This is a genomic window from Streptomyces sp. NPDC058284 (assembly GCF_042881135.1).
Taxonomy (GTDB): domain Bacteria; phylum Actinomycetota; class Actinomycetes; order Streptomycetales; family Streptomycetaceae; genus Streptomyces.
In genome coordinates, this window is the sequence record NZ_JBHVYE010000008.1 from 210,194 (window position 1) to 232,568 (window position 22,375).

General features: G+C 68.8%; 21 protein-coding genes, 1 pseudogene and 1 riboswitch. Of the genes and pseudogenes, 10 read left to right on the forward strand and 12 right to left on the reverse strand.

Annotated features, from left to right (window positions below):
* Nucleotides 1–25 precede the first annotated feature (25 nt).
* Nucleotides 26–1,105, reverse strand: a complete 1,080-nt coding sequence (gene hisC, locus ACFVYR_RS14565; protein WP_384254500.1) for a histidinol-phosphate transaminase — start codon at nt 1,103–1,105, stop codon at nt 26–28.
* A gap of 431 nt (nt 1,106–1,536) precedes the next feature.
* On the opposite strand from hisC, the gene ACFVYR_RS14570 reads away from it, so the two are divergent.
* The 3 genes from ACFVYR_RS14570 (at nt 1,537) to ACFVYR_RS14580 (ending at nt 5,031) form a co-directional block, all read left to right on the forward strand.
* Complete coding sequence (locus tag ACFVYR_RS14570; RefSeq protein WP_361718992.1) at nt 1,537–2,658, forward strand: LacI family DNA-binding transcriptional regulator; 1,122 nt, start codon at nt 1,537–1,539, stop codon at nt 2,656–2,658.
* A 243-nt stretch (nt 2,659–2,901) separates the two neighbouring features.
* Nucleotides 2,902–3,957, forward strand: coding sequence for a metallophosphoesterase (locus tag ACFVYR_RS14575; protein WP_384254498.1), 1,056 nt, complete (start codon nt 2,902–2,904; stop codon nt 3,955–3,957).
* Between the two features lie 180 nt (nt 3,958–4,137).
* Nucleotides 4,138–5,031 carry a hypothetical protein gene (locus ACFVYR_RS14580; protein ID WP_384254495.1) on the forward strand — a complete coding sequence of 298 codons (894 nt, stop codon included), beginning with the start codon at nt 4,138–4,140 and terminating at the stop codon, nt 5,029–5,031.
* A 184-nt stretch (nt 5,032–5,215) separates the two neighbouring features.
* Here the strand turns inward: ACFVYR_RS14580 and thiC are convergent, their stop codons facing one another.
* Nucleotides 5,216–7,030, reverse strand: a complete 1,815-nt coding sequence (thiC, locus tag ACFVYR_RS14585; RefSeq protein ID WP_384254493.1) for a phosphomethylpyrimidine synthase ThiC — start codon at nt 7,028–7,030, stop codon at nt 5,216–5,218.
* A riboswitch (TPP riboswitch) is annotated at nt 7,023–7,177 on the reverse strand. Its footprint overlaps the gene before it by 8 nt.
* Nucleotides 7,178–7,248: 71 nt before the next feature.
* On the opposite strand from thiC, the gene ACFVYR_RS14590 reads away from it, so the two are divergent.
* A complete protein-coding gene (locus tag ACFVYR_RS14590; protein WP_384254490.1) occupies nt 7,249–8,877 on the forward strand; it encodes a YibE/F family protein in 1,629 nt (542 codons plus the stop codon).
* A gap of 183 nt (nt 8,878–9,060) precedes the next feature.
* Here ACFVYR_RS14590 and ACFVYR_RS14595 read toward each other — a convergent pair whose 3' ends face one another.
* From ACFVYR_RS14595 to ACFVYR_RS14610, 4 genes are all read right to left on the reverse strand, one after another.
* Entirely contained in the window at nt 9,061–9,498 is a 438-nt protein-coding gene (locus ACFVYR_RS14595; RefSeq protein WP_384254488.1) for an SsgA family sporulation/cell division regulator, read from the reverse strand.
* 102 nt (nt 9,499–9,600) lie between these two features.
* Nucleotides 9,601–10,314 (reverse strand): IclR family transcriptional regulator, encoded by a 714-nt coding sequence (locus ACFVYR_RS14600; RefSeq protein ID WP_384254682.1) that lies wholly within the window; start codon nt 10,312–10,314, stop codon nt 9,601–9,603.
* A 339-nt stretch (nt 10,315–10,653) separates the two neighbouring features.
* Nucleotides 10,654–10,875, reverse strand: coding sequence for a DUF5326 family protein (locus ACFVYR_RS14605; protein WP_384254486.1), 222 nt, complete (start codon nt 10,873–10,875; stop codon nt 10,654–10,656).
* A gap of 183 nt (nt 10,876–11,058) precedes the next feature.
* On the reverse strand, nt 11,059–11,376 hold the full coding sequence (locus ACFVYR_RS14610) for a cupin domain-containing protein (protein ID WP_384254483.1): 318 nt from the start codon (nt 11,374–11,376) through the stop codon (nt 11,059–11,061).
* A gap of 111 nt (nt 11,377–11,487) precedes the next feature.
* Here ACFVYR_RS14610 and ACFVYR_RS14615 point away from each other — a divergent pair, with 111 nt between their 5' ends.
* From ACFVYR_RS14615 to ACFVYR_RS14625, 3 genes are all read left to right on the forward strand, one after another.
* Complete coding sequence (locus ACFVYR_RS14615; protein WP_384254481.1) at nt 11,488–11,868, forward strand: phage holin family protein; 381 nt, start codon at nt 11,488–11,490, stop codon at nt 11,866–11,868.
* A gap of 117 nt (nt 11,869–11,985) precedes the next feature.
* A complete protein-coding gene (locus tag ACFVYR_RS14620) occupies nt 11,986–13,155 on the forward strand; it encodes a cystathionine gamma-lyase (protein ID WP_384254478.1) in 1,170 nt (389 codons plus the stop codon).
* Nucleotides 13,156–13,414: 259 nt separating this feature from the next.
* Nucleotides 13,415–13,897, forward strand: a complete 483-nt coding sequence (locus tag ACFVYR_RS14625; RefSeq protein ID WP_384254475.1) for an NUDIX domain-containing protein — start codon at nt 13,415–13,417, stop codon at nt 13,895–13,897.
* Nucleotides 13,898–13,935: 38 nt separating this feature from the next.
* Here ACFVYR_RS14625 and ACFVYR_RS14630 read toward each other — a convergent pair whose 3' ends face one another.
* Nucleotides 13,936–15,381 carry a globin domain-containing protein gene (locus ACFVYR_RS14630; protein WP_384254473.1) on the reverse strand — a complete coding sequence of 482 codons (1,446 nt, stop codon included), beginning with the start codon at nt 15,379–15,381 and terminating at the stop codon, nt 13,936–13,938.
* A 368-nt stretch (nt 15,382–15,749) separates the two neighbouring features.
* A pseudogene (locus tag ACFVYR_RS14635) lies at nt 15,750–16,148 on the reverse strand (HAD family hydrolase); the annotation flags it as partial.
* A 227-nt stretch (nt 16,149–16,375) separates the two neighbouring features.
* Here ACFVYR_RS14635 and ACFVYR_RS14640 point away from each other — a divergent pair.
* A complete protein-coding gene (locus ACFVYR_RS14640; protein ID WP_384254471.1) occupies nt 16,376–17,245 on the forward strand; it encodes a GNAT family N-acetyltransferase in 870 nt (289 codons plus the stop codon).
* A 99-nt stretch (nt 17,246–17,344) separates the two neighbouring features.
* On the opposite strand, the gene ACFVYR_RS14645 is transcribed toward ACFVYR_RS14640, so the two are convergent.
* Nucleotides 17,345–17,767 (reverse strand): heme-binding protein, encoded by a 423-nt coding sequence (locus tag ACFVYR_RS14645; RefSeq protein ID WP_384254468.1) that lies wholly within the window; start codon nt 17,765–17,767, stop codon nt 17,345–17,347.
* Nucleotides 17,768–17,852: 85 nt separating this feature from the next.
* Nucleotides 17,853–19,067 (reverse strand): MFS transporter, encoded by a 1,215-nt coding sequence (locus tag ACFVYR_RS14650; RefSeq protein ID WP_384254466.1) that lies wholly within the window; start codon nt 19,065–19,067, stop codon nt 17,853–17,855.
* 139 nt (nt 19,068–19,206) lie between these two features.
* Between ACFVYR_RS14650 and ACFVYR_RS14655 the strand changes: the two genes are divergently transcribed.
* The gene (locus ACFVYR_RS14655) at nt 19,207–19,665 is read left to right on the forward strand and encodes a MarR family winged helix-turn-helix transcriptional regulator (RefSeq protein WP_384254464.1); all 459 of its coding nucleotides are present in this window, start codon (nt 19,207–19,209) and stop codon (nt 19,663–19,665) included.
* A 9-nt stretch (nt 19,666–19,674) separates the two neighbouring features.
* A complete protein-coding gene (locus tag ACFVYR_RS14660; RefSeq protein ID WP_384254461.1) occupies nt 19,675–20,127 on the forward strand; it encodes a GNAT family N-acetyltransferase in 453 nt (150 codons plus the stop codon).
* A 117-nt stretch (nt 20,128–20,244) separates the two neighbouring features.
* On the opposite strand, the gene ACFVYR_RS14665 is transcribed toward ACFVYR_RS14660, so the two are convergent.
* Both ACFVYR_RS14665 and ACFVYR_RS14670 read right to left on the reverse strand, forming a co-directional pair.
* Nucleotides 20,245–21,624 carry a serine hydrolase domain-containing protein gene (locus tag ACFVYR_RS14665; RefSeq protein ID WP_384254459.1) on the reverse strand — a complete coding sequence of 460 codons (1,380 nt, stop codon included), beginning with the start codon at nt 21,622–21,624 and terminating at the stop codon, nt 20,245–20,247.
* 57 nt (nt 21,625–21,681) lie between these two features.
* Nucleotides 21,682–22,146, reverse strand: coding sequence for a carboxymuconolactone decarboxylase family protein (locus tag ACFVYR_RS14670; protein WP_384254457.1), 465 nt, complete (start codon nt 22,144–22,146; stop codon nt 21,682–21,684).
* Nucleotides 22,147–22,375 lie beyond the last annotated feature (229 nt).

Consider the following 22,375-nt stretch of genomic DNA (forward strand, 5'->3'; position numbering starts at 1 on the left):
ACGGACCTCCTGGCCTCCTTCGAGGCTAGAGCTCCTTGCGGAACGTCTCTGCCGCCCGCAGAAAGAGGTCGTTGGCCTCGGTCTCGCCGATCGTGGCCCGCATCCCCTCACCGGCGAACGGCCGCACGACCACACCGGCCTTCTCGCACGCCGCCGCGAAGTCCGCCGTACGGTCCCCGAGCCGCAGCCAGACGAAGTTCGCCTGCGTCTCCGGCACCGTCCAGCCCTGGCCGCGCAGCGTCTCGACCACGCGCGTGCGCTCGGCGACCAGCGAGTCGACCCGCCCCATCAGCTCGTCCTCGGCGCGCAGCGACGCCACCGCCGCGTCCTGCGCCAGCTGACTCACGCCGAAAGGCACCGCCGTCTTGCGCAGCGCGGCGGCCACCGGCTCGTGGGCGACCGCGAAGCCGACACGCAGGCCCGCGAGACCGTACGCCTTGGAGAACGTGCGCAGGACGCAGACGTTGGGGCGGTCACGGTAGATCTCGATGCCGTCCGGCACCTCGGGGTCGCGGATGAACTCGCGGTACGCCTCGTCCAGGACGACCAGCACATCACTCGGCACCCGGTCCAGGAACCGCTCGAGTTCCGCCCTGCGGACCACGGTGCCCGTGGGGTTGTTGGGGTTGCAGACGAAGATGAGGCGGGTGCGGTCGGTGATGGCCGCGGCCATCGCGTCGAGGTCGTGCACCTCGTCGTCCGTCAACGGCACCCGTACCGAGCTCGCACCGCTGACCTGCGTGATGATCGGGTACGCCTCGAAGGACCGCCACGCGTAGATCACCTCGTCGCCCGGACCGGAGGTGGCCTGCAGCAGCTGCTGGGCGACGCCGACGGAGCCGGTGCCCGTGGCGATGTGCGAGACGGGCACCCCGAAACGCTCGGCCAGCTCACTCATCAGGGCCGTGCACGCCATGTCGGGGTAGCGGTTGAAGGAACCGGCCGCCGCGAGCGCACTCTCCATGACGCCGGGAAGCGGCGGGTAGGGGTTCTCGTTGGAGGACAGCTTGTAGGCCACCGGACCGCCGGCCGCGGCGGGCTTGCCCGGCTTGTAGGTGGGGACACCTTCCAGCTCGGCGCGCAGCCTCGGGCTCGTCTCGCTCACCGCAGTCCTCCTCGTAGCCAGTCTCGACACGTTCGAATACTGCTTACCTTATGAGGATTGGGCGCCCCTGCGAATGGCCTTCCGATATCGGCGTACGAACGATCCGGCATCAACGCACGGACGATCCGGCATCGGCGTACGCGACGATCCGATATCGGCGTACGCGGCGGAGGGGGCGCTCCGTGCTCCCCCACGCGCCGGTGGCTCGCTCCGTGGCGCGCGTCCCCCGTGAAGGTGAGTTGAGACCTCTTCGAGACCTGATCCATTTGGCAGGCTCATGCGTGACGATCACGGGCAGCTGACCGTCCGACCACCCAACCCCCTTGCATTCCATGGTCATTGAGCCGCACACGCCATGCAGAAACGTGCCTGTCAACGAGTGAATATGCGTCCCTGCTACCCACCCGCATGAGCCCTACTATCGGCTCGCCATGACAGCAGCAGGGAAGCACCAGGTGAGCCGAGCGGAGACCGCGCGCCGGGGCAACCGGCAGAGTCGAGCGGGGATCAGAGACGTCGCCGCAGCCGCCGGTGTCTCCATCACGACTGTCTCCGACGCCCTCAACGGCAAGGGTCGGCTTCCCGACGCCACCCGACGCCATGTCCGCGAAGTCGCAGAGCGGCTGGGCTACCGCCCGTCCGCCGCGGCCCGCACCCTCCGTACCGGCAAATCCGGCCTCATCGGCCTGACCGTGACGACGTACGGGGATGAACCTTTCACCTTCACCGAGTTCGCCTACTTCGCCGAGATGGCCAGAGCCGCCACCTCGGCTGCCCTGGCCAGGGGATACGCCCTGGTCATCCTCCCCGCCACCTCGCGCCGCAGCCCCGTCGACGTGTGGTCGAACGTCGCACTCGACGGGACCGTCGTCGTCGACCCCTCCGACCACGACCCCGTGGTCAGCGAACTGGTCAGACAGGGCCTCCCGGTCGTCTCCGACGGCCGCCCGGCCGGCTCCCTGCCGGTCACCGCCTGGGTCGACAACGACCACGAGGCGGCGGTCCTGGAGATCCTCGACCACCTCGCCGCCGCCGGTGCCCGCCGGATCGGCCTCCTCACCGGCACCACCACGGACACGTACACCCACCTCTCCACCACCGCCTACCTGCGCTGGTGCGAACGCGTCGGGCAGGACCCGGTCTACGAGTCCTATCCCGCGCACGACCCCTGCGCGGGCGCCGTCGCCGCCGACCGGCTGCTCGCCAGGCCCGATCGGCCCGACGCCGTCTACGGCCTCTTCGACCCCAACGGCACCGATCTCCTCGCCGCCGCCCGGCGGTACGGCCTGCGCGTCCCCGACGACCTGCTGCTCGTCTGCTGCAGCGAGTCCACCGTGTACGCCACCACGGAACCGCCGATCACCACGCTCTCCCTCAAACCCCGGCGCATCGGCACAGCCGTCGTCCAGCTCCTCATCGACGCCATCGAGGGCCTCGACACGGGCCGTCCCATCGAGCAGGTGATACCGACCGAACTGATCGTGCGCACCTCGTCCGAGCGACGTCCGCCGCGCACGACGGTCAGCCCGCCCCGATCGCCCGGCCACGGCTGACCGCTTCCGCCCAAGCGTCCCGACACCGGGCAGAGGTTGGTGTATCCCCCGCCACCAGCGGGGAAACCTCTGCCCAATTCGGGAGAAAACCTCGGCGAACCGGGCTTCAGTACCGATTCACCACCCCTGGTGCACCACACAGCGGGAGCCGCATTCCTATGATGGGCGGACGACACCGCGGGCCGCTGCGACCAAGCAGTCCGATCTCGGTGCAGATGCGGCGCAATGGTGGTGGAGGGGTCGATGACTCAGGGGGCCGGTCAGGGACCCGATGTGCGGACGGCGACGCTGCGCGACTTCCGCGTACCGGCGTACGTCCATGAGACGACCGCTCCCGGCCCCGCGAGCCCAGGAGCTCCCGGCGAGCCGCCGGAGGAGGGCTACACCCCCACCCAGCGCGATCTGCCCGTCATCAACCGGGGAGACACCGTCCAGGTGCAGGTCATGCCGGAGCCGCCGCAGCCGCGGGCCAGCGAGGAGCACGGGCCCCTGTTCGTCGTGGGCGACGTGCACGGCTATCTGGAGGAGCTCCTCGCGGCCCTCCATGAGCAGGGCCTCATCGACGCCGAGGGCAACTGGGCCGCGGGCAACGCGCGCCTGTGGTTCCTCGGCGACTTCACCGACCGCGGTCCCGACGGCATCGGCGTCATCGACCTCGTGATGCGCCTTTCCGCCGAGGCCGCCGCCGCCGGTGGCTACTGCAAGGCGCTCATGGGCAACCACGAGCTGCTCCTGCTCGGCGCCAAGCGCTTCGGCGACACCCCCGTCAACTCCGGCGCAGGCACCGCCACCTTCCAGGCCGCCTGGCTGCTGAACGGCGGGCAGAAGACCGACATGGAGCGGCTGGAGGACCACCACCTGCAGTGGATGGCCCGCCTGGACGCGATGGAGGAGGCCGACGGCCACCTGCTCGTGCACTCCGACACAACCGCCTATCTGGATTACGGCGACTCGATCGAGGCGGTGAACGACACCATCCGGGAGACCCTCACGCGCAATGACGCCGACGAGTGCTGGGACCTCTTCCGCAAGTTCACCAAGCGCTTCGCCTTCCGCGACGAGTCGGGCCCCTCGGCCGTCCGCGAACTCCTCGACATCTATGGCGGCACACGCATCGTCCACGGCCACAGCCCCATCCCCTACCTCCTGGGCGATGTCGGCTCCGAGGACGAGTCGGACGGCGGCGGCCCGGTCATCGAGGGCCCGCACGTCTACGCCGACGGCCTGGCCATCGCCATGGACGGCGGAGTGACCATGGCTGGAAAGCTACTGGTCCAGCAACTCCCACTGGCTGACTGAGGCTTCAGCGGGCAGGCGTTCCTCTACACGATCACGCTGGCCAGGGTGGCAAATTCTGGAAACCCCCTGTCACCGCATGCGGTCACGGCTCTACCATCGGCTTATCCGTAGCAGGCTCCCCTCCGTTTCTGCCCAACGGCTCGTAGCCATGCGAGCCTCAGCCCTACGGAGCATCGGGGGATGCACATGAACAGCGCTCCACACCTGCTCAATGAGGACCGCCCCGAATACGAGCGGATTCTCGATGAGGCGCTGCGCAACGCACCTGACCGTCCTGAACTCGCCGCCGTGGGCCAGCGGCTCAACACCGAACAACTGCGCACCATGGCCCTGAACGCGACAGCACTGATCACGGCCGCGGCAGCGGCCGAGTACGCGCACTACGTGAAGGTTCGCGAGGAGTTGCGCGAACCTCGACCGACATCCACCACGATCCGTGAAGGGAACGGACAGAGCGCCGCGGAGTCCGGCTCCGGCGGCCTCAGCCTCGCCACCACGATGGGCGAGGTGGCGGAACCGGTGGCAGCGGGAGCCGGGGCGATCGCCGTCGTCGCGGTCCTCGCACCCGTCCTCGCGGGGGCGGCCGCCGCGATATTCCTACTCGTCGGCTACATCCTGAAGATGCTCAACCCCGAGCCCGCCTTCGCGGACACCCTGCTCACCGCGGGATGGCTGTTCGGCGCGCTCACCGCAGGGGGCATCCTGGTCGCCGCCGTCGGTCTGCTCCTGACCGCTCTGCGCAACGGCTCCACCTCGCTCCAGGCAGAACTCCACGGCGAGCAGTGCGAGGAGGTCTCCCGGGCCAGGGAAGACTGGGGCCGGGCGCTCCTCGAGCGGGGCGTCGTACCGTTCCTGCGGGAGGCCCTGACGGATCCGGGGGCGGCTCCGGCCGCCCGCGCGCCGTCTCCGGGCGCCGGGGAATCCGGCAAGGGTGGCCGCATGCCCCAACTCGGCTACCACAGGCCGGGGTTCAGCAGCCCGGACGGCGGCCAGACCGCGGGGTCCCGGCCGAGCTACTCGAGCCCGGACTTCTCCAGCCCCGATTTCGGCGGTCCCGACCACAAGCCGGAGTAGTAGGGCCGGGGACGGGCACGGGCACGACCGTGCACAGGTACGCAGGGGCCGGACGAAGGGCCGGCCAGGTCAGACCGTATGACCTGGCCGAACACCCGGCTGGACGAGGCGCGGGGCAGGGCAGTGACCGGCTGGATGCCGGTGTGCTGCCCTGCTTCCGCGTGCCGTCGGCCGTGGGGACGGCTCAGTCGGCGATCGGCAGGTAGACCCGGTTGCCCGCCGCGGCGAACTCCCTGGACTTCTGCTCCATGCCCGCCTCGATGTCATCGGCGGCCAGGTCACTGTCGGCCAGGTCACCGCCGTGCCGGCGCCGAATGTCCTGAGAGATCTTCATGCTGCAGAACTTCGGCCCGCACATCGAGCAGAAGTGCGCCGTCTTCGCGGGCTCGGCCGGCAGCGTCTCGTCGTGGAACTCCCGCGCCGTGACCGGGTCGAGGGCCAGATTGAACTGGTCCTCCCAACGGAACTCGAACCGCGCGTCCGAGAGCGCGTCGTCCCAGTCCTGCGCGCCCGGGTGCCCCTTGGCCAGGTCGGCGGCATGGGCCGCGATCTTGTAGGTGATCACGCCCGTCTTGACGTCGTCCCTGTTCGGCAGGCCGAGGTGCTCCTTCGGCGTGACGTAACAGAGCATCGCCGTGCCCCACCAGCCGATCATCGCGGCACCGATGCCGGAGGTGATGTGGTCGTAGGCGGGTGCGATGTCCGTGGTCAGCGGGCCGAGCGTGTAGAACGGCGCCTCCTCGCAGATCTCCTGCTGGAGGTCGATGTTCTCCTTGATCTTGTGCATCGGGACGTGACCGGGGCCCTCGATCATCGTCTGTACGTTGTGACGCTTGGCGATCGTGTTGAGTTCCCCGAGCGTCCGCAACTCGGCGAACTGCGCCTCGTCGTTGGCGTCCGCGATCGAGCCGGGGCGCAGGCCGTCGCCGAGCGAGTACGTCACGTCGTATGCCGCGAGGATCTCGCAGAGCTCCTCGAAGTGCTCGTAGAGGAAGCTCTCCTTGTGGTGCGCGAGGCACCAGGCGGCCATGATCGAGCCGCCGCGCGAGACGATGCCGGTCTTGCGGCGCGCGGTGAGCGGGACGTACGGCAGGCGCACGCCCGCGTGCACCGTCATGTAGTCCACGCCCTGCTCGGCCTGTTCGATGACCGTGTCCTTGTAGATCTCCCAGGTCAGCTCCTCGGCCTTGCCGTCGACCTTCTCCAGGGCCTGGTAGAGCGGCACGGTGCCGATCGGCACGGGGGAGTTGCGCAGGACCCACTCACGGGTGGTGTGGATGTTGCGGCCGGTGGACAGATCCATGACCGTGTCGGCGCCCCATTTGGTCGCCCACGTCATCTTGTCCACCTCCTCCTCGATGGAGGAGGTCACCGCGGAGTTGCCGATGTTGGCGTTCACCTTCACCAGGAACTTCTTGCCGATGATCATCGGCTCGATCTCCGGGTGGTTGACGTTGGCCGGGATCACCGCGCGGCCCGCGGCGACCTCGGCGCGCACGACCTCGGGGTCGAGGTTCTCGCGGATCCCGATGAACTCCATCTCGGGCGTGATCTCACCGCGCCGGGCGTACGCGAGCTGCGTCACCGCCTGACCGTCGCGGGCCCGACGCGGCTGGCGGGGGCGGCCGGGGAAGACCGCGTCGAGGTTCTTGAGCCCTCCGCGGGGCGAGGTGTGCTTGAGACCGTCGTCCTCGGGGCGAAGCGGACGGCCGACGTACTCCTCGGTGTCGCCGCGGGCGATGATCCAGTTCTCCCGCAGCGGCGGCAGCCCGCGGCGGACGTCGGTCTCGGCCGACGGGTCGGTGTACGGGCCCGAGGTGTCGTACAGGGTGACGGACTTGCCATTGGTGAGGTGCACCTGACGGACCGGCACGCGCAGGTCGGGGCGCGAGCCCTCGACATACGCCTTGTGCCAGCCGATGGACTTCCCGGCCTCGTCGGCCGCGACGGTGTTCTCGTCGCTGCCGGAGGCAGGCGTGCGTGTGTCCGATGTGGTCATGAGACCTACTCCCTACGCCGGCATTACCCGGTAACAGGTTCGGCGGTCGACGCAGCGGATCCCGTACGGCTCGTGCACGATCGTGCCCGTTCGTACGGAGGTCAGCGCCCTCTCAGCCCGGTGCTCCGAGCTCCCGCGATTGCAAAGGTGGCACCACGCTAGCGTCATATCGGCCGCGCTGAACAGAGGGCCCCCTTCGTTCTTGCGATGATCGGGCAGTGACCACCACAGAACCGCCGCTCCCCCCGCCCCCCCACCCCCCGTCCGGGCCACCGGCCCCGGCCCCGCCCCCGGACGGAAACTTTCCAGGTGACGGGCGTGTGCACGGGGGGCAGGGAGACGGAGGACAAGGACACGGAGGACAGGGGTCCGGGCCACACGGGCACGGGTCCGGGTCACACGGGCAGGGCGGGTCACACGGGCACGGGTCCGGGCATGGAGGACACGGGCACTCGCACAGTCACGGTCCGGCCGCTCCCGTCTCCAAGCACCTCCGCAAGGTCATCGCCGCGGTACTCATCCCCTTCGCCGCCGCAGTCGTCGTGGGCCTGGCCGTGCTGTGGCCCGGAGGCACACCGGGACACGAACGCACCGGCGTCGGCTTCGACCGGCAGACACAGTCGGCGAAGGTCACCAAGGTGCAGGAACTGCCCTGCAAAGACCTCAGCCCGTCACAGCCCCAGCCGAACGGCGACACCTCCACCGCCGAGGGACAGTCCGCGCAGTCCCGGGCGGCGGGCATCTGCAAAAGGGCGACGATCGAGGTCGGCAGCGGCAAGGACAAGGGCCGCACCTTCACCGAGATCATCCAGCCGGACTCGCCCCGGCAACTGAAGCAGGGCCAACAGGTGGTGGTCGCCTACGAGCCCAAGGCCCCCGAAGGACTCCAGTACTCCGTCACCGACGTCAACCGCAAGATTCCGATGGCTCTGCTCGCCGGCATCTTCGCACTCGCCGTCGTCGTGGTGGGACGGCTGCGCGGCCTGATGGCCCTGGTCGCCCTCGCCATCAGCTTCCTGGTGCTCACCTTCTTCATCCTGCCCGCCATCCTGCAGGGCTCGAACCCACTGGTCGTGGCAGTGATCGGGGCGAGCGCCATCATGCTCATCGCGCTCTACCTCTGCCACGGCCTCACAGCCCGTACGTCGGTCGCGGTGCTCGGTACGCTCATCTCCCTCCTCCTGATCGGCTTGCTCGGCTCACTCTTCATCGGCTGGGCCTCCCTGACCGGCAATACGGATGACAACACCGGCCTCATCCACGGCCTTTACCCGTCCATCGACATGAGCGGGCTGCTGCTCGCGGGCGTCATCATCGGCTCGCTCGGCGTCCTCGACGATGTGACGGTCACCCAGACCTCCGCGGTCTGGGAACTGCACCAGGCCAACCCGACCATGGGCTGGCGCGGTCTGTACCGTGCGGGCATCCGCATCGGCCGCGACCACATCGCCTCCGTCGTCAACACCCTCGTCCTCGCCTACGCGGGCGCCGCCCTGCCCCTCCTCCTTCTCTTCTCGATCGCTCAGTCCAGCGTGGGCACGGTGGCCAACAGCGAGTTGGTCGCCGAGGAGATCGTCCGCACCCTGATCGGCTCGATCGGCCTGGTCGCCTCAGTGCCGGTCACGACCGCGCTCGCCGCCCTGGTCGTCTCGGCGGACCGCACGACGGGGGCGGGGGGCAGTGCGGGCGCCGGGGGGAATGCCGGAGCCGGTGCGAGTGGGGGTGCGGGTGCGAGTGTGAATACGGGTGCGCGTGTGAATGCGGGCCCTGTCGCAGGGGCGGGTGCTGGTGCTGCCGGTTCCGCTCGGCCGTCGCGCGGTGGGAAGGGGCGACGGCGCAAGCGCTAGTTGATCCGGGGCTTGGGGTTGGGGTGGGGGTGGGGGGGTTGAGGCGCTCGGGGGCCGGATGCACGGGGCGTCCGGGGACGATCGGTGCACCCGGGCACTCAAGCCGCTGTACGCGCCCCAAGGGCCCCGCCAGCAAATGCACCAAAATGCCACTGCCTGTATGGAGTTGTTGGCGGCAACGAGTCAACCCGCGTTCTGCTCCTCCGCGAGGATCCGGTCCAGCGCCTCGTCGAGGTGTGCGTCGAAGTCGGCGAGCACCCGCTCCTGTCCGAGCGGCACCAACTTGTCCGTGCGGTCGAGGAAGGCGAGCAGCGGCGGGATGCCCACCCGGAACAGCGCTTGGTCCGCGCCGACCTGAAGCCTGATCAGGGCCTCGTCCAGCAGACCGGTATCGGTGGGCTCGATCCGCACATCACCGTCGCCGCACGGCCTGCCCACCCCGTCGATCAACAACTCCCGCCCGAAGGCCCAGGTCACCGGAGTGTCCCCCGGCAGATGGAACGTCAGCCGCACGGCATAGGGATCGTCGATCTCGTAGCGCAGCTCCACCGGGATGCGAAATGACAGTTCCTCGGAAACGAGAAAGCTCATCATGACCTCTGCCTGCACCGTCTCGTCCATCGCGCCCTACCCCGTCACTTAGCCGTCGAGGAGCCAGGAACCAACTCCCTGACACCCTCGCATCTTGCTCAACGTGCGTGTCAGATCACAAGGAGTGAGTTTTCAGATGCTGATAGAGAAGGCGAGTGTTCCTAGTAGCTTTCCGATCTCCCGTTGCAACCGGTGGGCTGCGGGCAGCAGTCGGTCGGCTTGATAGGCCGGAACGGAGATGGCCATGGTCGCGGCCGTGTCACCCGCTGTAATCGGGATTGCCGCGCAGACCGTCCCCAGCGCGTACTCCTGACGCTCCACGACGGGCCGCATCCGCTCCATGGCATCGAGTCGGCGGATGAATGTGCGGTCGTCCCGGACCGAATAGCGCGTGGTCGACTGGACCGGGTAGCGGTCGAGGTGGTCCAGTCGTGCCTCGTTGTCCAGCTGGCCGAGCAGGCACTGCCCGATCGCGTGCGCATGTCCTGTCTCCCTGAAGTCAGCCCATTCCTCCACGGCGGGGTTGCCCGGGGTGTCCGCGACGGCCACGATGTCGATCTCGCCCTCGCGGTAGACGGCGAAGTACACGGGGACGCCGATGGCGTCCCGCCAATGCGCCATGGACTCTTCGATCGCTCCGCGCCGCTTCTGCTCCGCCCCGCTGCTGCTCAGCCGCTCGGCTGCCTCGCCGAGCACGAACACACCCTTCTCCCTGCGCAGATAGTCCTCATGGGTCAGGGTGCGCAGCAGGTGGTACGCGGTGGGGAGGGCAAGCCCCGCCTCACGGGCCAACTGCTTTGCGGGCGCGCCTCCTTGGTGCGAAGCGGCGGCTTCTAGTAGCCGCATCGCCCGTTGTACCGAGCCGATGAGGGTCGGCCCGACGGTCGCGGAACTGGTGTCGGTCTGCGAAGAGGTGTCGATCGGTGAGGTGGTGTCGATCGGTGAGGTTGTGGTGTCGGCCGCGGCCAAGGTTCACTCCCGAAGCGCGTGGGGGCCCGCCCGGGCCCGGAGCAGCGAGGGAGGGGCAGTACGCGTGCGCCCGTACACGGAGATCGCCCCCCGCGTCGGTTTCCGGACTCTAATCCTTGGCCTTCGCTCTACGGTGCCTCACCGCGAAACTTCCCCCGGGCGAGGGAACCGATTCGCAAAATCACCAGTCAGTGGTCAGGATCTGACGGCGGGCGGTCACCAGTCGGTGCGGGACGAGGACGAGCCGGATATGAACTTCCGTACGACGTAGATGAGTCCACCGACCAAGGCTACGAATATCAGCGCCTTGAAGAGCAGACCGACCACGAATCCGACAACGGTCGCTATCACGCCGCCGAACACGACGAGTGCGATGACGGGCACAGCCACCCACTTCACCCACCACGGCATTCCCGCAAAGATCTCCTTCGCTGCCACGTCCTTACCTCTCTCTGCTCCGTCCGCACTCCCGCGCTCTTCGCCTCGGTGCGGTTCCTGAATTCCTGCAGGTCCCTGGCTTCTCACATTCGAGACTAAGGTGCCAAAGAGCTCCGCGGGGGCCTCGGAGCCCTTGTCCTCCCCTGATCCGACCCTGAGAGAACCCCGAGGCCCCAGCCCTGATCAGGACTCGGGCGGAGAGAAGACGACGAGTACGCGCAGGTCCTCGCTGATGTGGTGGAACTTGTGGGCCACTCCCGCCGGCACATAGACGACGCTGCCCCGCGCCACCTGCGTGGTCTCCGTGCCGACCGTGATCGAGGCGCGACCGCTGACGACCATGTACACCTCGTCCTGGCGGTGCGGCTGCTGCGGGTCGGACTCCCCGGCCTTCAGCGCGTACAGCCCGACCGACATGTTCCGCTCGTGCAGGAATTGCAGGTAGGCGCCGTCGTTCGCGGCGCGCTCCGCCTCCAGCTCGTCCAGTCGGAAAGCCTTCATCGCTCTCGTACACCCCTCGCTGATGCCCGTTGTGCCGCCGCTCGGCCTGCCACTGCTCGCGGGCTCCCGTGAGCCGACCGTTCCCGGCTCGTGTCTGCCACGATCAGACACATGAAGAATTTTGTAGTCAAGACGATCGCCAACGCCGCGGCCCTGGCTGTCGCCGTGTGGCTGCTCGACAAGATCACCCTGACCGGTGACGGCACCGGGAAGAAGGTGGGCACGCTCATCGTCGTCGCCCTACTCTTCGGTCTGGTGAACTTCCTGGTCAAGCCGGTGGTGAAGGTCCTCACCTTCCCCCTGTTCATCCTGACGCTCGGTCTGATCACCTTCGTGGTCAACGCCCTGATGCTGCTGCTGACCTCGTGGCTGGCCGACAAGCTCGACGTCAGTTTCCACGTCGAGGGCTTCTGGACCGCCGTCCTGGGCGGCCTGATCATCTCGATCGTGTCCTGGGCCATGAATGTCGTGCTCCCCGACGACAAGGACTGACTGCCGAACCCTCCGGCGGCCGAGGGGTGAGGGGGCCGAAGAGTGTCTGAGAATGGTGGGGGCGGCGAGCGGAAGCCCGCTCGGCGTTGTACGTGAAGCAGTGGAGAGGCGGGCGGCATGACGGAACCGGGACGCGTGGACGACGGCGCGGCGCGCATAGGCGACGGCACGCGTGCCGTGCGGGCCGGGTTGCCCGAGCCCGTGAAGTACGAACCGACGCTGCCCGGCCCGGTGTTCGCAGCCCACTTCCATCTGCCTGGCGACCCGACGGGCGGATATGCCTACGGACGCGACGACAACCCCACCTGGACGCACCTGGAGCGCGCCATCGGGGATTTGGAGGCGCCGGGCTCCGGTACGGACGTCGAGACGCTCGTCTTCGCCTCCGGTATGGCCGCGATCTCCGCGGTCCTGTTCTCGCAGCTGCGCGCCGGCGACGTGGTGGTTCTGCCGGACGACGGATATCAGGTCCTGCCGTTGGTCCGCGAGCAGCTCTCGGCGTACGGCATCGAGGTGCGCACCGCCCCGACTGGCGGTGATGCCCAGCTCGACGTCCTGGACGGCGCCAAGCTGCTGTGGATCGAGACGCCTTCCAACCCCGGCCTCGACGTGTGCGACGTGCGGCGGCTCGCCGATGCGGCACACGCGCGTGGCGCCCTGGTGGCCGTCGACAACACCCTGGCGACGCCGCTCGGCCAGCGCCCCCTCGAACTCGGCGCCGATTTCGCGGTTGCCAGCGGTACCAAGATGCTCACCGGCCACGGAGACATCCTGCTGGGGTACGTCGCCTGCCGTGACGCGGAGCTGACCGCCTCCGTGCGGCAGTGGCGCAAGATCGTCGGGGCTATCCCGGGGCCGATGGAGGCCTGGCTCGCGCACAGGTCGCTCGCCACGCTCCAACTCCGCGCCGACCGGCAGAACGGGAATGCTCTGGCCGTCGCGGAGGCCCTGCGCGACCGCGCCGATGTGTCGGGGCTGCGCTACCCCGGGCTACCCGGTGACCCCTCCCACGAGATCGCCTCGCGGCAGATGCGGCGCTTCGGGTGCGTGGTCTCTTTCACGCTGCCCACGCGCGCGCGTGCCGAGCGTTTCCTCGAAGCACTGCACCTGGTCGACGATGCCACGAGCTTCGGGGGCGTACGGTCCACAGCCGAACGCCGTCGCCGGTGGGGTGGTGACGCCGTCGCGGAGGGCTTCATCCGCTTCTCCGCGGGCGCCGAGGACCCTGCTGACCTCGTGGCGGACGTGTTGCGCGCCCTAGACGAGTCGGCCGCCCCCGCGGGCTGACCACCCCGGCGGGTGCCACCGGTAGCCCCTCAGCGGATCCACGGCATGGTCTCCAGGCGGACCGCCAGTGGCACTCCGGCTACGCACAACGAACGGTCCGAGCCTCCCCCCACGTGGCTCGGACCACCTGGATTCACCGTCGAGCGCGCGCTGCCCGCCCGGCCTTAGTGACTGCTGCACGCCGCCGCGGACTGGGCTTGATGGGGGCGGGGCCGACCCGCGATGTTTCACGTGGAACAGTCCGGGCCACATTTTCCCCATGACCGTCCGACCCGTGGTCAAGCGCACCGCACGTGCCGTCCTACTGGACGGAGACGACCTGATCCTGATCAAGCGCACCAAGCCCGGCGTCGATCCGTACTGGGTCACCCCGGGCGGCGGAGTGGAGGCGGAGGACGCTTCCGTCGTCGACGCGCTCCACCGCGAGGTCCACGAGGAGCTCGGTGCCAAGATCGTCGACGTCGTGCCCTGCTTCGTCGACACCGTGGAGCACATTGGTGAGGACGGCGGCGCGACCGGAGTGAAGGTGCAGCACTTCTTCGTCTGCCGACTTGAGTCCATGGACACCGGCCAGCGGCACGGACCCGAGGTCGAGGATCCGTGCGGCGAGTACGAGATCGTGCACGTGCCCTTCACCCGGGTCGGCATCGCCTCGGTACACCTCGTACCGCTGTCACTCCGGCACTATCTGGACGGCAACATCGAGGGCGTACGTGCGATGCACGCCCCCGACCTCGGTTAGTCCGCCGCCGGCCCGGGTCGTTCCGCCACAGGACCGGCTCAGTCCGCCGTCGCCATCAGTTCCTCGACCGAGTCATGGCGGATTCTGCCCTCGGGGATTCCGATGTCCCGCAGGGTGTCCACGCCGTTGCGGATCATTCCGGGCGGGCCGGAGAGATAGGCGTCGTACTCGTTCCACGGCCCGTAGTCCCGCACGGCATCCGGCAGTTGGGCCCGCTGGTCGACGAACGGTCGTACGGCGAGCCACGGATGGGTCTGTTGCAGTCGCAGCATCGTGTCGATGTCGTACAGGTCGTGATCGGTGCGCGCCCCGTAGAACACCTCGACCGGGCGGCGCCTGCCGTGCTCGGCGACGTCCTCGACCAATGCCTTGATGGGCGCGATGCCCGTGCCTCCACCCAGGCACAGCAATCCGCTGTCGGTGGTGTGGTCGACGGTCATCGAACCGGCGGGCGGGCCGAGCCGCAGGACGTCGCCGGGACGGGCGTGATGCACCAAGGCGTTCGACACCCACCCCGCCGGGACGGCTTTCACGTGGAAGGACAGCAGCCCGTCGGAACGTGGCGCCGATGCGAAGGAGTAGTGGCGCCAGATCCGTGGCCACCAAGGGGTCTCCAGGCTGGTGTACTGCCCGGCGAGGAAGGGGTACGGCTGGTCGGGGCGGACCGTGACGACCGCTATGTCGGGGGTCCGGAGGTCGTGCGAGACCACTTCGGCGAACCACCACGCCGGGGCACGCAGTTCGTCCTCGGCGGCCGCATCGATCATGACCTGCGAGATCGTCGTGTACGTCCGGACCCAGGCGGCTTCGGTCTCCTCGTCCCAGACCGCGCTCGCGTACCGGCTCAGCGAACCGATCAGGCACTCGCCGACGGCCGGGTAGTGCTCGGGCTGCGTGCCGTACTTGCGGTGACCCCGTCCGAGGTTCTTCAGATACGAGACGAGCACGTCGGGGTGGTCGATGTGCTCGGCCGAGGTCAGCAGCGCCTTGAGAATCCGGTCCCGCTGGGCGTCCATCGCCGCGGGGAAGAGGGCGCGCAGGTCGGGGTGGCGGGTGAAGAGCAGCGCGTAGAAGTACGAGGTGACCTTGTCGGCGACAGGGGCGATTTCGGCCATCGTGCGTTGGACCAGGACCGCGTCGGGGGACGCCTTCCGCGAGGGCTTCGTCTCCGGGGACGGTATCGGCGGCGAGGCCGACTGGGGTTGCGGCGCCGGAGTCCGAGAGGGCTGGTGTTGATCCTGCGGCAAGACCTGTGGGGGCTGGGCCTGGGCACCCGGAGCCTGGGCACCCGGAGCTGTGGATATTCGCTCGTCCGTCGACTCCGTGGCGGTCGACGACGGGGAAGCGTCGGACTGTCGGCTGTCTGCGTCCTCCGGCCGCGCCGAAGGCCTGCGCGGGGTGAACCAGCCGCCCCCGTCGCCGGTCGTGCCGTCATCCGCCGACGTGGTGGTCGGAGCGTCCATGCTGTGCCTCGCCTCGAACATCTCTCGGTCGGTCTGCGCACTTCCTGCCGGAAGCTGCCTGTGTTCCCCGCTCTGCCTGGACGGCCGTTACGGCCACATTGAACCCCGGCCCCCCGGGCCCTACGGACAAGTAGGGCGAGAATGTGATATTGGCCGCAGCCGTCTCACCGCAGCATCCCATTGCCCGTCGTCGCGCCGTCCGGGTAACCGGAAGTGCGAGTTCTGGATCTCTCCACCCCGTTAGGCTTCATTACCTGCGCGCGTACCCCCCAGGGTGCGAGAGACGCACCCGGCACGAACCGTGATCGACCATACCGGCAGCCTCCCGACGCACAAGTACCTCTTCCCTTCGCACGGAATTCTGTCGATCTGGCTGTCAATTGCCTCAATTACCCGCCGTGCCGGACCAATTCGTACGCCTTACGCAGATCCCGCCCGACATAGGAGTGGGTCGCCAGGCTCACCAGCCGTTGGTCCGCATTGACCGCCACGGAGACCGGCACTACGCCGAACAACTCCAGGTCGGAAAGCGAGTCGCCGTACGCGACGCAATCGCTGCGGTCCACCCCGAACTCTTCACAGAGCCGGTTCGTGATCTTCACCTTGGCCGCCGCATTGAGAATGCCCGTCGGATCGACGGGTTCGCTGAACGGTACGGCCGGGAAACGCGAACCGTGTGCGGCATGCGCGCCCCATCCGATGAGCCGCTCCACGAAGAATGACGGCGAGAGGGAGACCACCGCGCAGTAGTCACCGCGCTCCCTGATGTCGGCCCAGGTCTCCTGGATGATCGAAGAGATGTAGGCGTGCCATGTCCGCCGAGGCTAGTGCCCCTTGCCACCCGGGCTGCCAGACACCCCGTCCCGCACTGCTCGGCCCCATGTTTCACGTGAAACATGACCTTCCCGTAGGCCGCCTGTCGGCGCAGCAGCCTGAGACAACGTGGCCGGAACCAAAGTGGTTCTGCCCACAAACCGGTGGACGCCGAGGATGTACGTCAGACAGCCTGGCCCGCGTGTCGACACCTTCCCTCTCCGCACTGCCCATCCGCCGACTGACGCCCCGCGACCTGCTGGCCTGCGCCGACTTGTCCGAAGACCGGGGCTGGCCACGTGAAGAACACAAGTGGGGTCTGCTGCTTTCGGCCGGAACGGGCTACGGCATCGATGCCCCCGAAGGAAACGGCCTGATCGGCGCCTACGTAGTGACCCAGTACGGCCCTCGGGAGCACCCCGGTCTGGCCGCGATCGGCATGGTCCTCGTCGCCGAGCGGTACGCCCGTCGGGGCATCGGCCGTCGGCTGATGGAGTACGCCGTCGGGGCAGCGGGTCCTACCCCTCTGACTCTCCACGCGACACCGTACGGCCGTCCTCTCTACCAACAGCTCGGCTTCAAGGTGATCGGCCGGGCCGAGATGATCAGGGGGCACTTCGCCCCTGTGGGGCCACTGCCCGCGCTCGCCACCCGACCGGCCACCGCGGAGGATCTGACCGCCATCCTCCGGCTCGACACCGAGGTCCTGGGGCTTGATCGCATGCATGTGATCACCCGGCTACCCGCCTTCACCGACCAGCTTCGGGTAGCGGAGGCCGACGGCGAGCTCGTCGGCTACGCGGGCGCCTGGCCCAACATGGAGACGCATGTCGTGGGTCCGCTCGTCGCGCGGGACACCGAGACAGCGAAGGCTCTCATCGCCTCACTCGCCGTCGGCACCGACCGTCCGCTGCGTACCGACATCGACGTACGGCACGAAGAGCTGCTGTCGTGGCTGAAGGAGAGCGGCCTCGAATCCGTCGCTCACAACGCCGTGATGGCGTACGGGACACCTGAGCTGCCCGGCGACTGGACCCGCCGTTTCGCACCGCTGACGGTGGCGGCCTGCTGAGCCGACCGCCGCGACACGGAAGGCCTGCCCTCCCAGCAACGTCTGGGAGCAGGCCTTCTCTCGTACGTCTGTTACCCCTTGTAGGAGGTCGTACGTGCCTTACGCGAGGGCCTCCACGGCCCTTGTCGCGAAGCCGTGGTCCTGCTCGGGCGCACCGCCGCCGACGCCGACGGCGCCGATCAGACGGCCGTCACGGTGAACCGGTACCCCGCCCGCGATGAAGAGCAGGGGGCGGTCGAGTGCGGTGGGAAGGGTGTGGAAGAGGCCGCCGGGCTGGACCGCGTCCACGAGGTCGGCGGTCGGTGCGTTCAGCTGCAGTGCCGTGTACGCCTTGCGGGTGCTGGTCTCGCCGGAGATCAGGACGGCCCGGTCATCACGCCGGAAGGCGATGAGGTGGCCGCCCGCGTCGAGGACGGTGACGCTGACCGTGGCACCGGCTGCCTCGGCCGCGCGGCGGGCCGCGTTGACGAGTACCTCGGCGTCATCGGTGGTCAGCGGGGCAACGGCGGTGGTGGTGCTCATGAAGGTTCTCCTGCGAAGTGATGCTTGGGGGACGGAGGGTGTGGGATGGGAACAGTGGGGAGGGCCGAGCAGGCGGGGGAGGGAGTCAGTGGTGGACCGGCGTCCGCTGCTCGACGGGCGCGGGTGTCGCACCGCTCACGACGAGACCGGGGCTTGCGGAGCGACGCTCCAGGGCGGCCGAGACGAAGGCCAGCACAAGGGCGGAGGCGGCGAGTACCGCGCCGACCCAGTTCGGGGCGGTGTAGCCGAGTCCTGCGGAGATGACGAGCCCGCCGAGCCATGCCGACAGCGCGTTGCCCAGGTTGAATGCGCCGATGTTGACCGCGGAGGCGAGCGTCGGAGCGCCCGAGGCGTGGTCGAGGACGCGCTTCTGCAGAGGCGGCACGGTCGCGAAGCCGAGGGCCCCGATCAGCAGGACGGTCACGGCGGCCGCGATCTTGTTGTGCGCGGTGAAGGTGAACAGGCCGAGCACCAGGGCCAGGGAGCCCAGGGTCACGTACAGCATCGGCATCAGCACGCGGTCAGCGAGCCGCCCGGCGACGAGGTTGCCGCCGACCATGCCGAGCCCGAAGAGGACGAGCAGCCAGGTGACGGAGGAGTCCGCATAGCCTGCGACATCCGTCATCATCGGCGTGATGTAGGTGATGGCCGCGAAGACGCCGCCGAAGCCGAGGACCGTCATCGCCATGGCGAGCAGCACCTGCACATTGCGGAAGGCACCCAGCTCATCGCGCAGCCGCACGCCTTCGGGCTTGGGCAGGTCCGGCACGAGCTTGGCGATCCCGACGAGGCCGAAGACGCCCAGGGCTGCCACGATCACGAAGGTGATCCGCCATCCGATGGCCTGGCCGACGAGCGTGCCGAGCGGTACACCGACCACGTTGGCCACGGTGAGGCCCGAGAACATCATGGCGATCGCTCCGGCCTTCTTCTCGGGGGCGACCAACTCGGCCGCGACGACCGAGCCGATGCCGAAGAAGGCGCCGTGGGCGAGTGAGGCGACGACACGGCCGGCCAGCATTACACCGAAGACGGGGGCCACGGCGGAGAGCAGGTTGCCGAGGACGAAGAGGCCCATCAGGAGCATCAGCATCCGCTTGCGCGGGATTCGGGTGCCGAGGGCGGTCATCAGGGGGGCGCCGAGTACGACGCCGAGGGCGTAGCCGGTCACGAGGAAACCGGCCGTCGGGATGGAGACGCCGAAGTCACCCGCGACCTCGGGAAGTAGCCCCATGATCACGAACTCCGTGGTCCCGATCCCGAAGGCCCCGATCGCGAGGGCCAGAAGCGCGAGTGGCATGGATCTACCTTCCAAACGATTGCAGGTGCGCCTTACGTGCGTTCACAATAGTTGCAGACGCTGGGTACTTGCAAGCGCTGGATATTGCATCGGTGGACTACTCTGGGTACAACCGCTCCGGGACGGAGGAACAAGAGCCATGACAGCGACAGACCCCGCACTCACCGGGCTCGCCCAAAGCTGGTGCGCCCTCTCCTTGCTCCACGGCAAGATCGAGGCGCGCGTCGAGCGCGCCCTCCAGGCCAAGCACGGCCTGAGCGTGCGGGAGTACAGCCTCCTCGACGTCCTCAACCGCCAGCACGACGGTGAGGGCGGCCATCTGCAGATGAAGCAGGTCGCCGACGCCGTGGTCCTGAGCCAGAGCGCGACCACCCGCCTGGTGACCCGGCTCGAGGAGCGTGGCCTCCTGTCCCGCTACCTGTGCCCCACCGACCGCCGCGGCATCTACACGGACGTCAGCGAGGCCGGTGCCGCACTGCTCGCCGAGGCGCGTCCGACCAATGACGCCGCCCTGCGCGAGGCCCTCGACGAGGCCGCACAGAGCCCGGAGCTGGCCCCGCTGGTCAAGGCCGTCGAAACGCTGCGTGTGCCCGCGTAGGCTGCGGCCATGGGAGATCTTGAAATCCGCCCTGCCACAGCCGCAGACCTGGCCGCCATCGTGGAGATGCTCGCCGACGACCCCTTGGGCGCCGCACGCGAGTCTCCGGACGACCTCGCTCCGTACGTCACGGCGTTCGAGCGTCTGGCCGCCGACCCGAACCAGCACCTGGTCGTCGCCGAGCGCGAGGGGCGTGTCGTCGGCACACTCCAACTCACGATCGTTCCGGGGCTTTCCCGGAAGGGTTCCACCCGGTCGATCATCGAAGGCGTGCGCGTTCACGCAGATGAGCGCGGGAGCGGACTCGGTACGCGCTTCATCGAATGGGCCGTCGAGGAATCCCGCCGCCAGAACTGCCAGTTGGTACAGCTGACGTCGGACGCCACCCGCACCGACGCCCACCGCTTCTACGAGCGGCTCGGCTTCTCGGCCTCCCATGTGGGCTTCAAACTGCAGCTCTGAGACAGCGCTCGCCCACAAGGTGTTTCACGTGAAACACGACGAGACGGCTTGTTTCACGTGAAACAAGCCGCCTCGTCGTACTGTGCCGCCCCCAGGCCCCCGGAGTGTGAGGGCTGTCTACGGGAAGCCGCGCCACCCCTGCGGGTGCACCCCGCCAGGAACCGGCACCCCCTCGTCGTACGGCTTCCGCGTGAAGACGAACGATCCCAGGTCGAGGTGGCTCACCGAGCCGTCCTGCCGCCGTACCGCCTGCAGCAGCTCCCCCGCGTAGTAGCCGTTCAGGCCTGTCCAGGTCCCGTCCCCGTTGGACCGGAACCGGGCCTGGCGCCCCGCACCGGCGAGCGGGCCCATCTCGACGCCGCCGTCGGCCGTCAGCCGGAGCGCGAGCACCTGAGTCCCCCAGTACCAGGGCCCCGCCAACTCCAGCGCGGGTCCGTCGACTTCGGTGAGCGGCCGCCACGGCTCAGGAATACGGGGCTCGGCGTCGGCCACGATCTTCAACAGCTCCACGGCCACCGCCGCCACCAGCGGACCCGAGGTGCAGTTGGCGAGGGTGACCGTGACCAGACCATCCGCCTCGCTCACCCACAGAGCAGCCAGGAAACCCGGCAGAGACCCGCTGTGTCCGGCCAGGCTGCCCCTCTCCCACCGCAGCAGATCCACTCCCAGGCCGTACGCCCTGTCCCATTCCCCCGCCTGCGACGGAGCCGACGGCGTCCGCATCTCCCGTACGGACTCCGCGCAGAGAACCCGGTCGTCCCCCGAGACCAGGAAGGCTCCAAAGCGCGCCAGGTCGGCCGCGGTGGACCACAGTTGCCCTGCCGGGGCCATCAGGCCCAGGTCCTCGACGGGCTCGGGCATCATCACGTCCGCCCAGGGATGGACGGCGAAACCACCCGCGTGCGGTGCCTGAGGCTGCGCACTCGTACGGCTCAGGCCCAGCGGCTCAAGCACCTCGCGGCGCAGCACCTCCTCCCACGGAACTCCCCGCAACGCCTCCACCAGCGAACCGAGCAACGTATAGCCGGGATTCGAGTAGTGGAAGCGGCGTCCCGAGGGGTGCTTGAAGGGGTCCTGGCCCAGGACATCGGCGAGTTCCGGACGCGTCGATCCCGGTGTGCGCTCCCACCACGCGCCGGGCGTCTCGGCGGCCAGGCCGCCGGTGTGGGAGAGGAGTTCGGCGATGGTGACCTCCCCCACGCCGGTCTCCGGCAGATGCTTCTCCAGCGGGTCTCCCAGATCCAGCAGGCCCTCGTCCCGCAACCGCATCACCAGTACAGCGGTGAAGGTCTTGGTGATCGAGCCGATGCGGTACTGGACGTTCTCGTCCGGCTCGTGCCCGTCCACCATGCTGCGGCCGCCGCTCCACACCAGCTCGCCGTCCCGGGCCACCGCGGCGACCAGCGACGGGGTCCGGCCCTCCGTCTGCGCGGTGGCGATGCGGTGCAGCAGAGCTCGGCGGGTGGACGGGAGAAGCTCTTCATGGGGTGTTGTCATGGGACCAGTTCACCCGGCGGTCGTGGCTGAGTCGAGCGAATTCGTCCCCGTGCCCCCTCAGCCCTCCCACGGCATCGAGCCCGCGATCCGCCGCGTGGTGATGTTGATCCGGTTGAGCATGTTGGTCAAGCCGACGGCGAGCACGAGCGCCGCCAGTTCCTGCTCGGTGAAGTGCTTCGCCGCCTCGTCCCAGACCTCCACCGGCACCGGATCGCTCCGGTCGGCCAGCCGGGTGGCCGCCTCCGCGAGAGCGAGGGCAGCACGCTCCGCATCGGTGAAGCAGGGGACGCTGCGCCAGGCAGCCACCGCCGAACACCGCTGGTCGGTGACGCCCGCCGCCCCGGCGCTTCGCGCACTGCCGTCCACACAGACGCTGGATCCGTTGATCTGGCTCACACGCAGCTGCACCAGCTCGATCGTCGCCTGGGGCAGCCCTTGCTTCCTGACGACCTTGGACAGGATCAGCAAGGCCGTCGTGGCCTCCGGGATGATCACGGCGGGGTTCCGCATACGAGCCTGCATTGAGTGTTCTCCTCAAGCGTCTGCCCAGCGCCGCTGTCTGACTCAGAAGCGCCGTGGTGGTCCGTCACTGCACCGACGAATCGCGACGCGGGAGTGTGAGCGGCGGCGTGGTGACCGGGGGGCCCGGCCGCTGCCCGGGTACCACCGCGCGAGGCGTACGGCTCGTCGCCGGGCCCGAGGCGCACCCGAACCCGCGTTCCCCGTGAGTGCGGCACTCGGCACTCGGTGC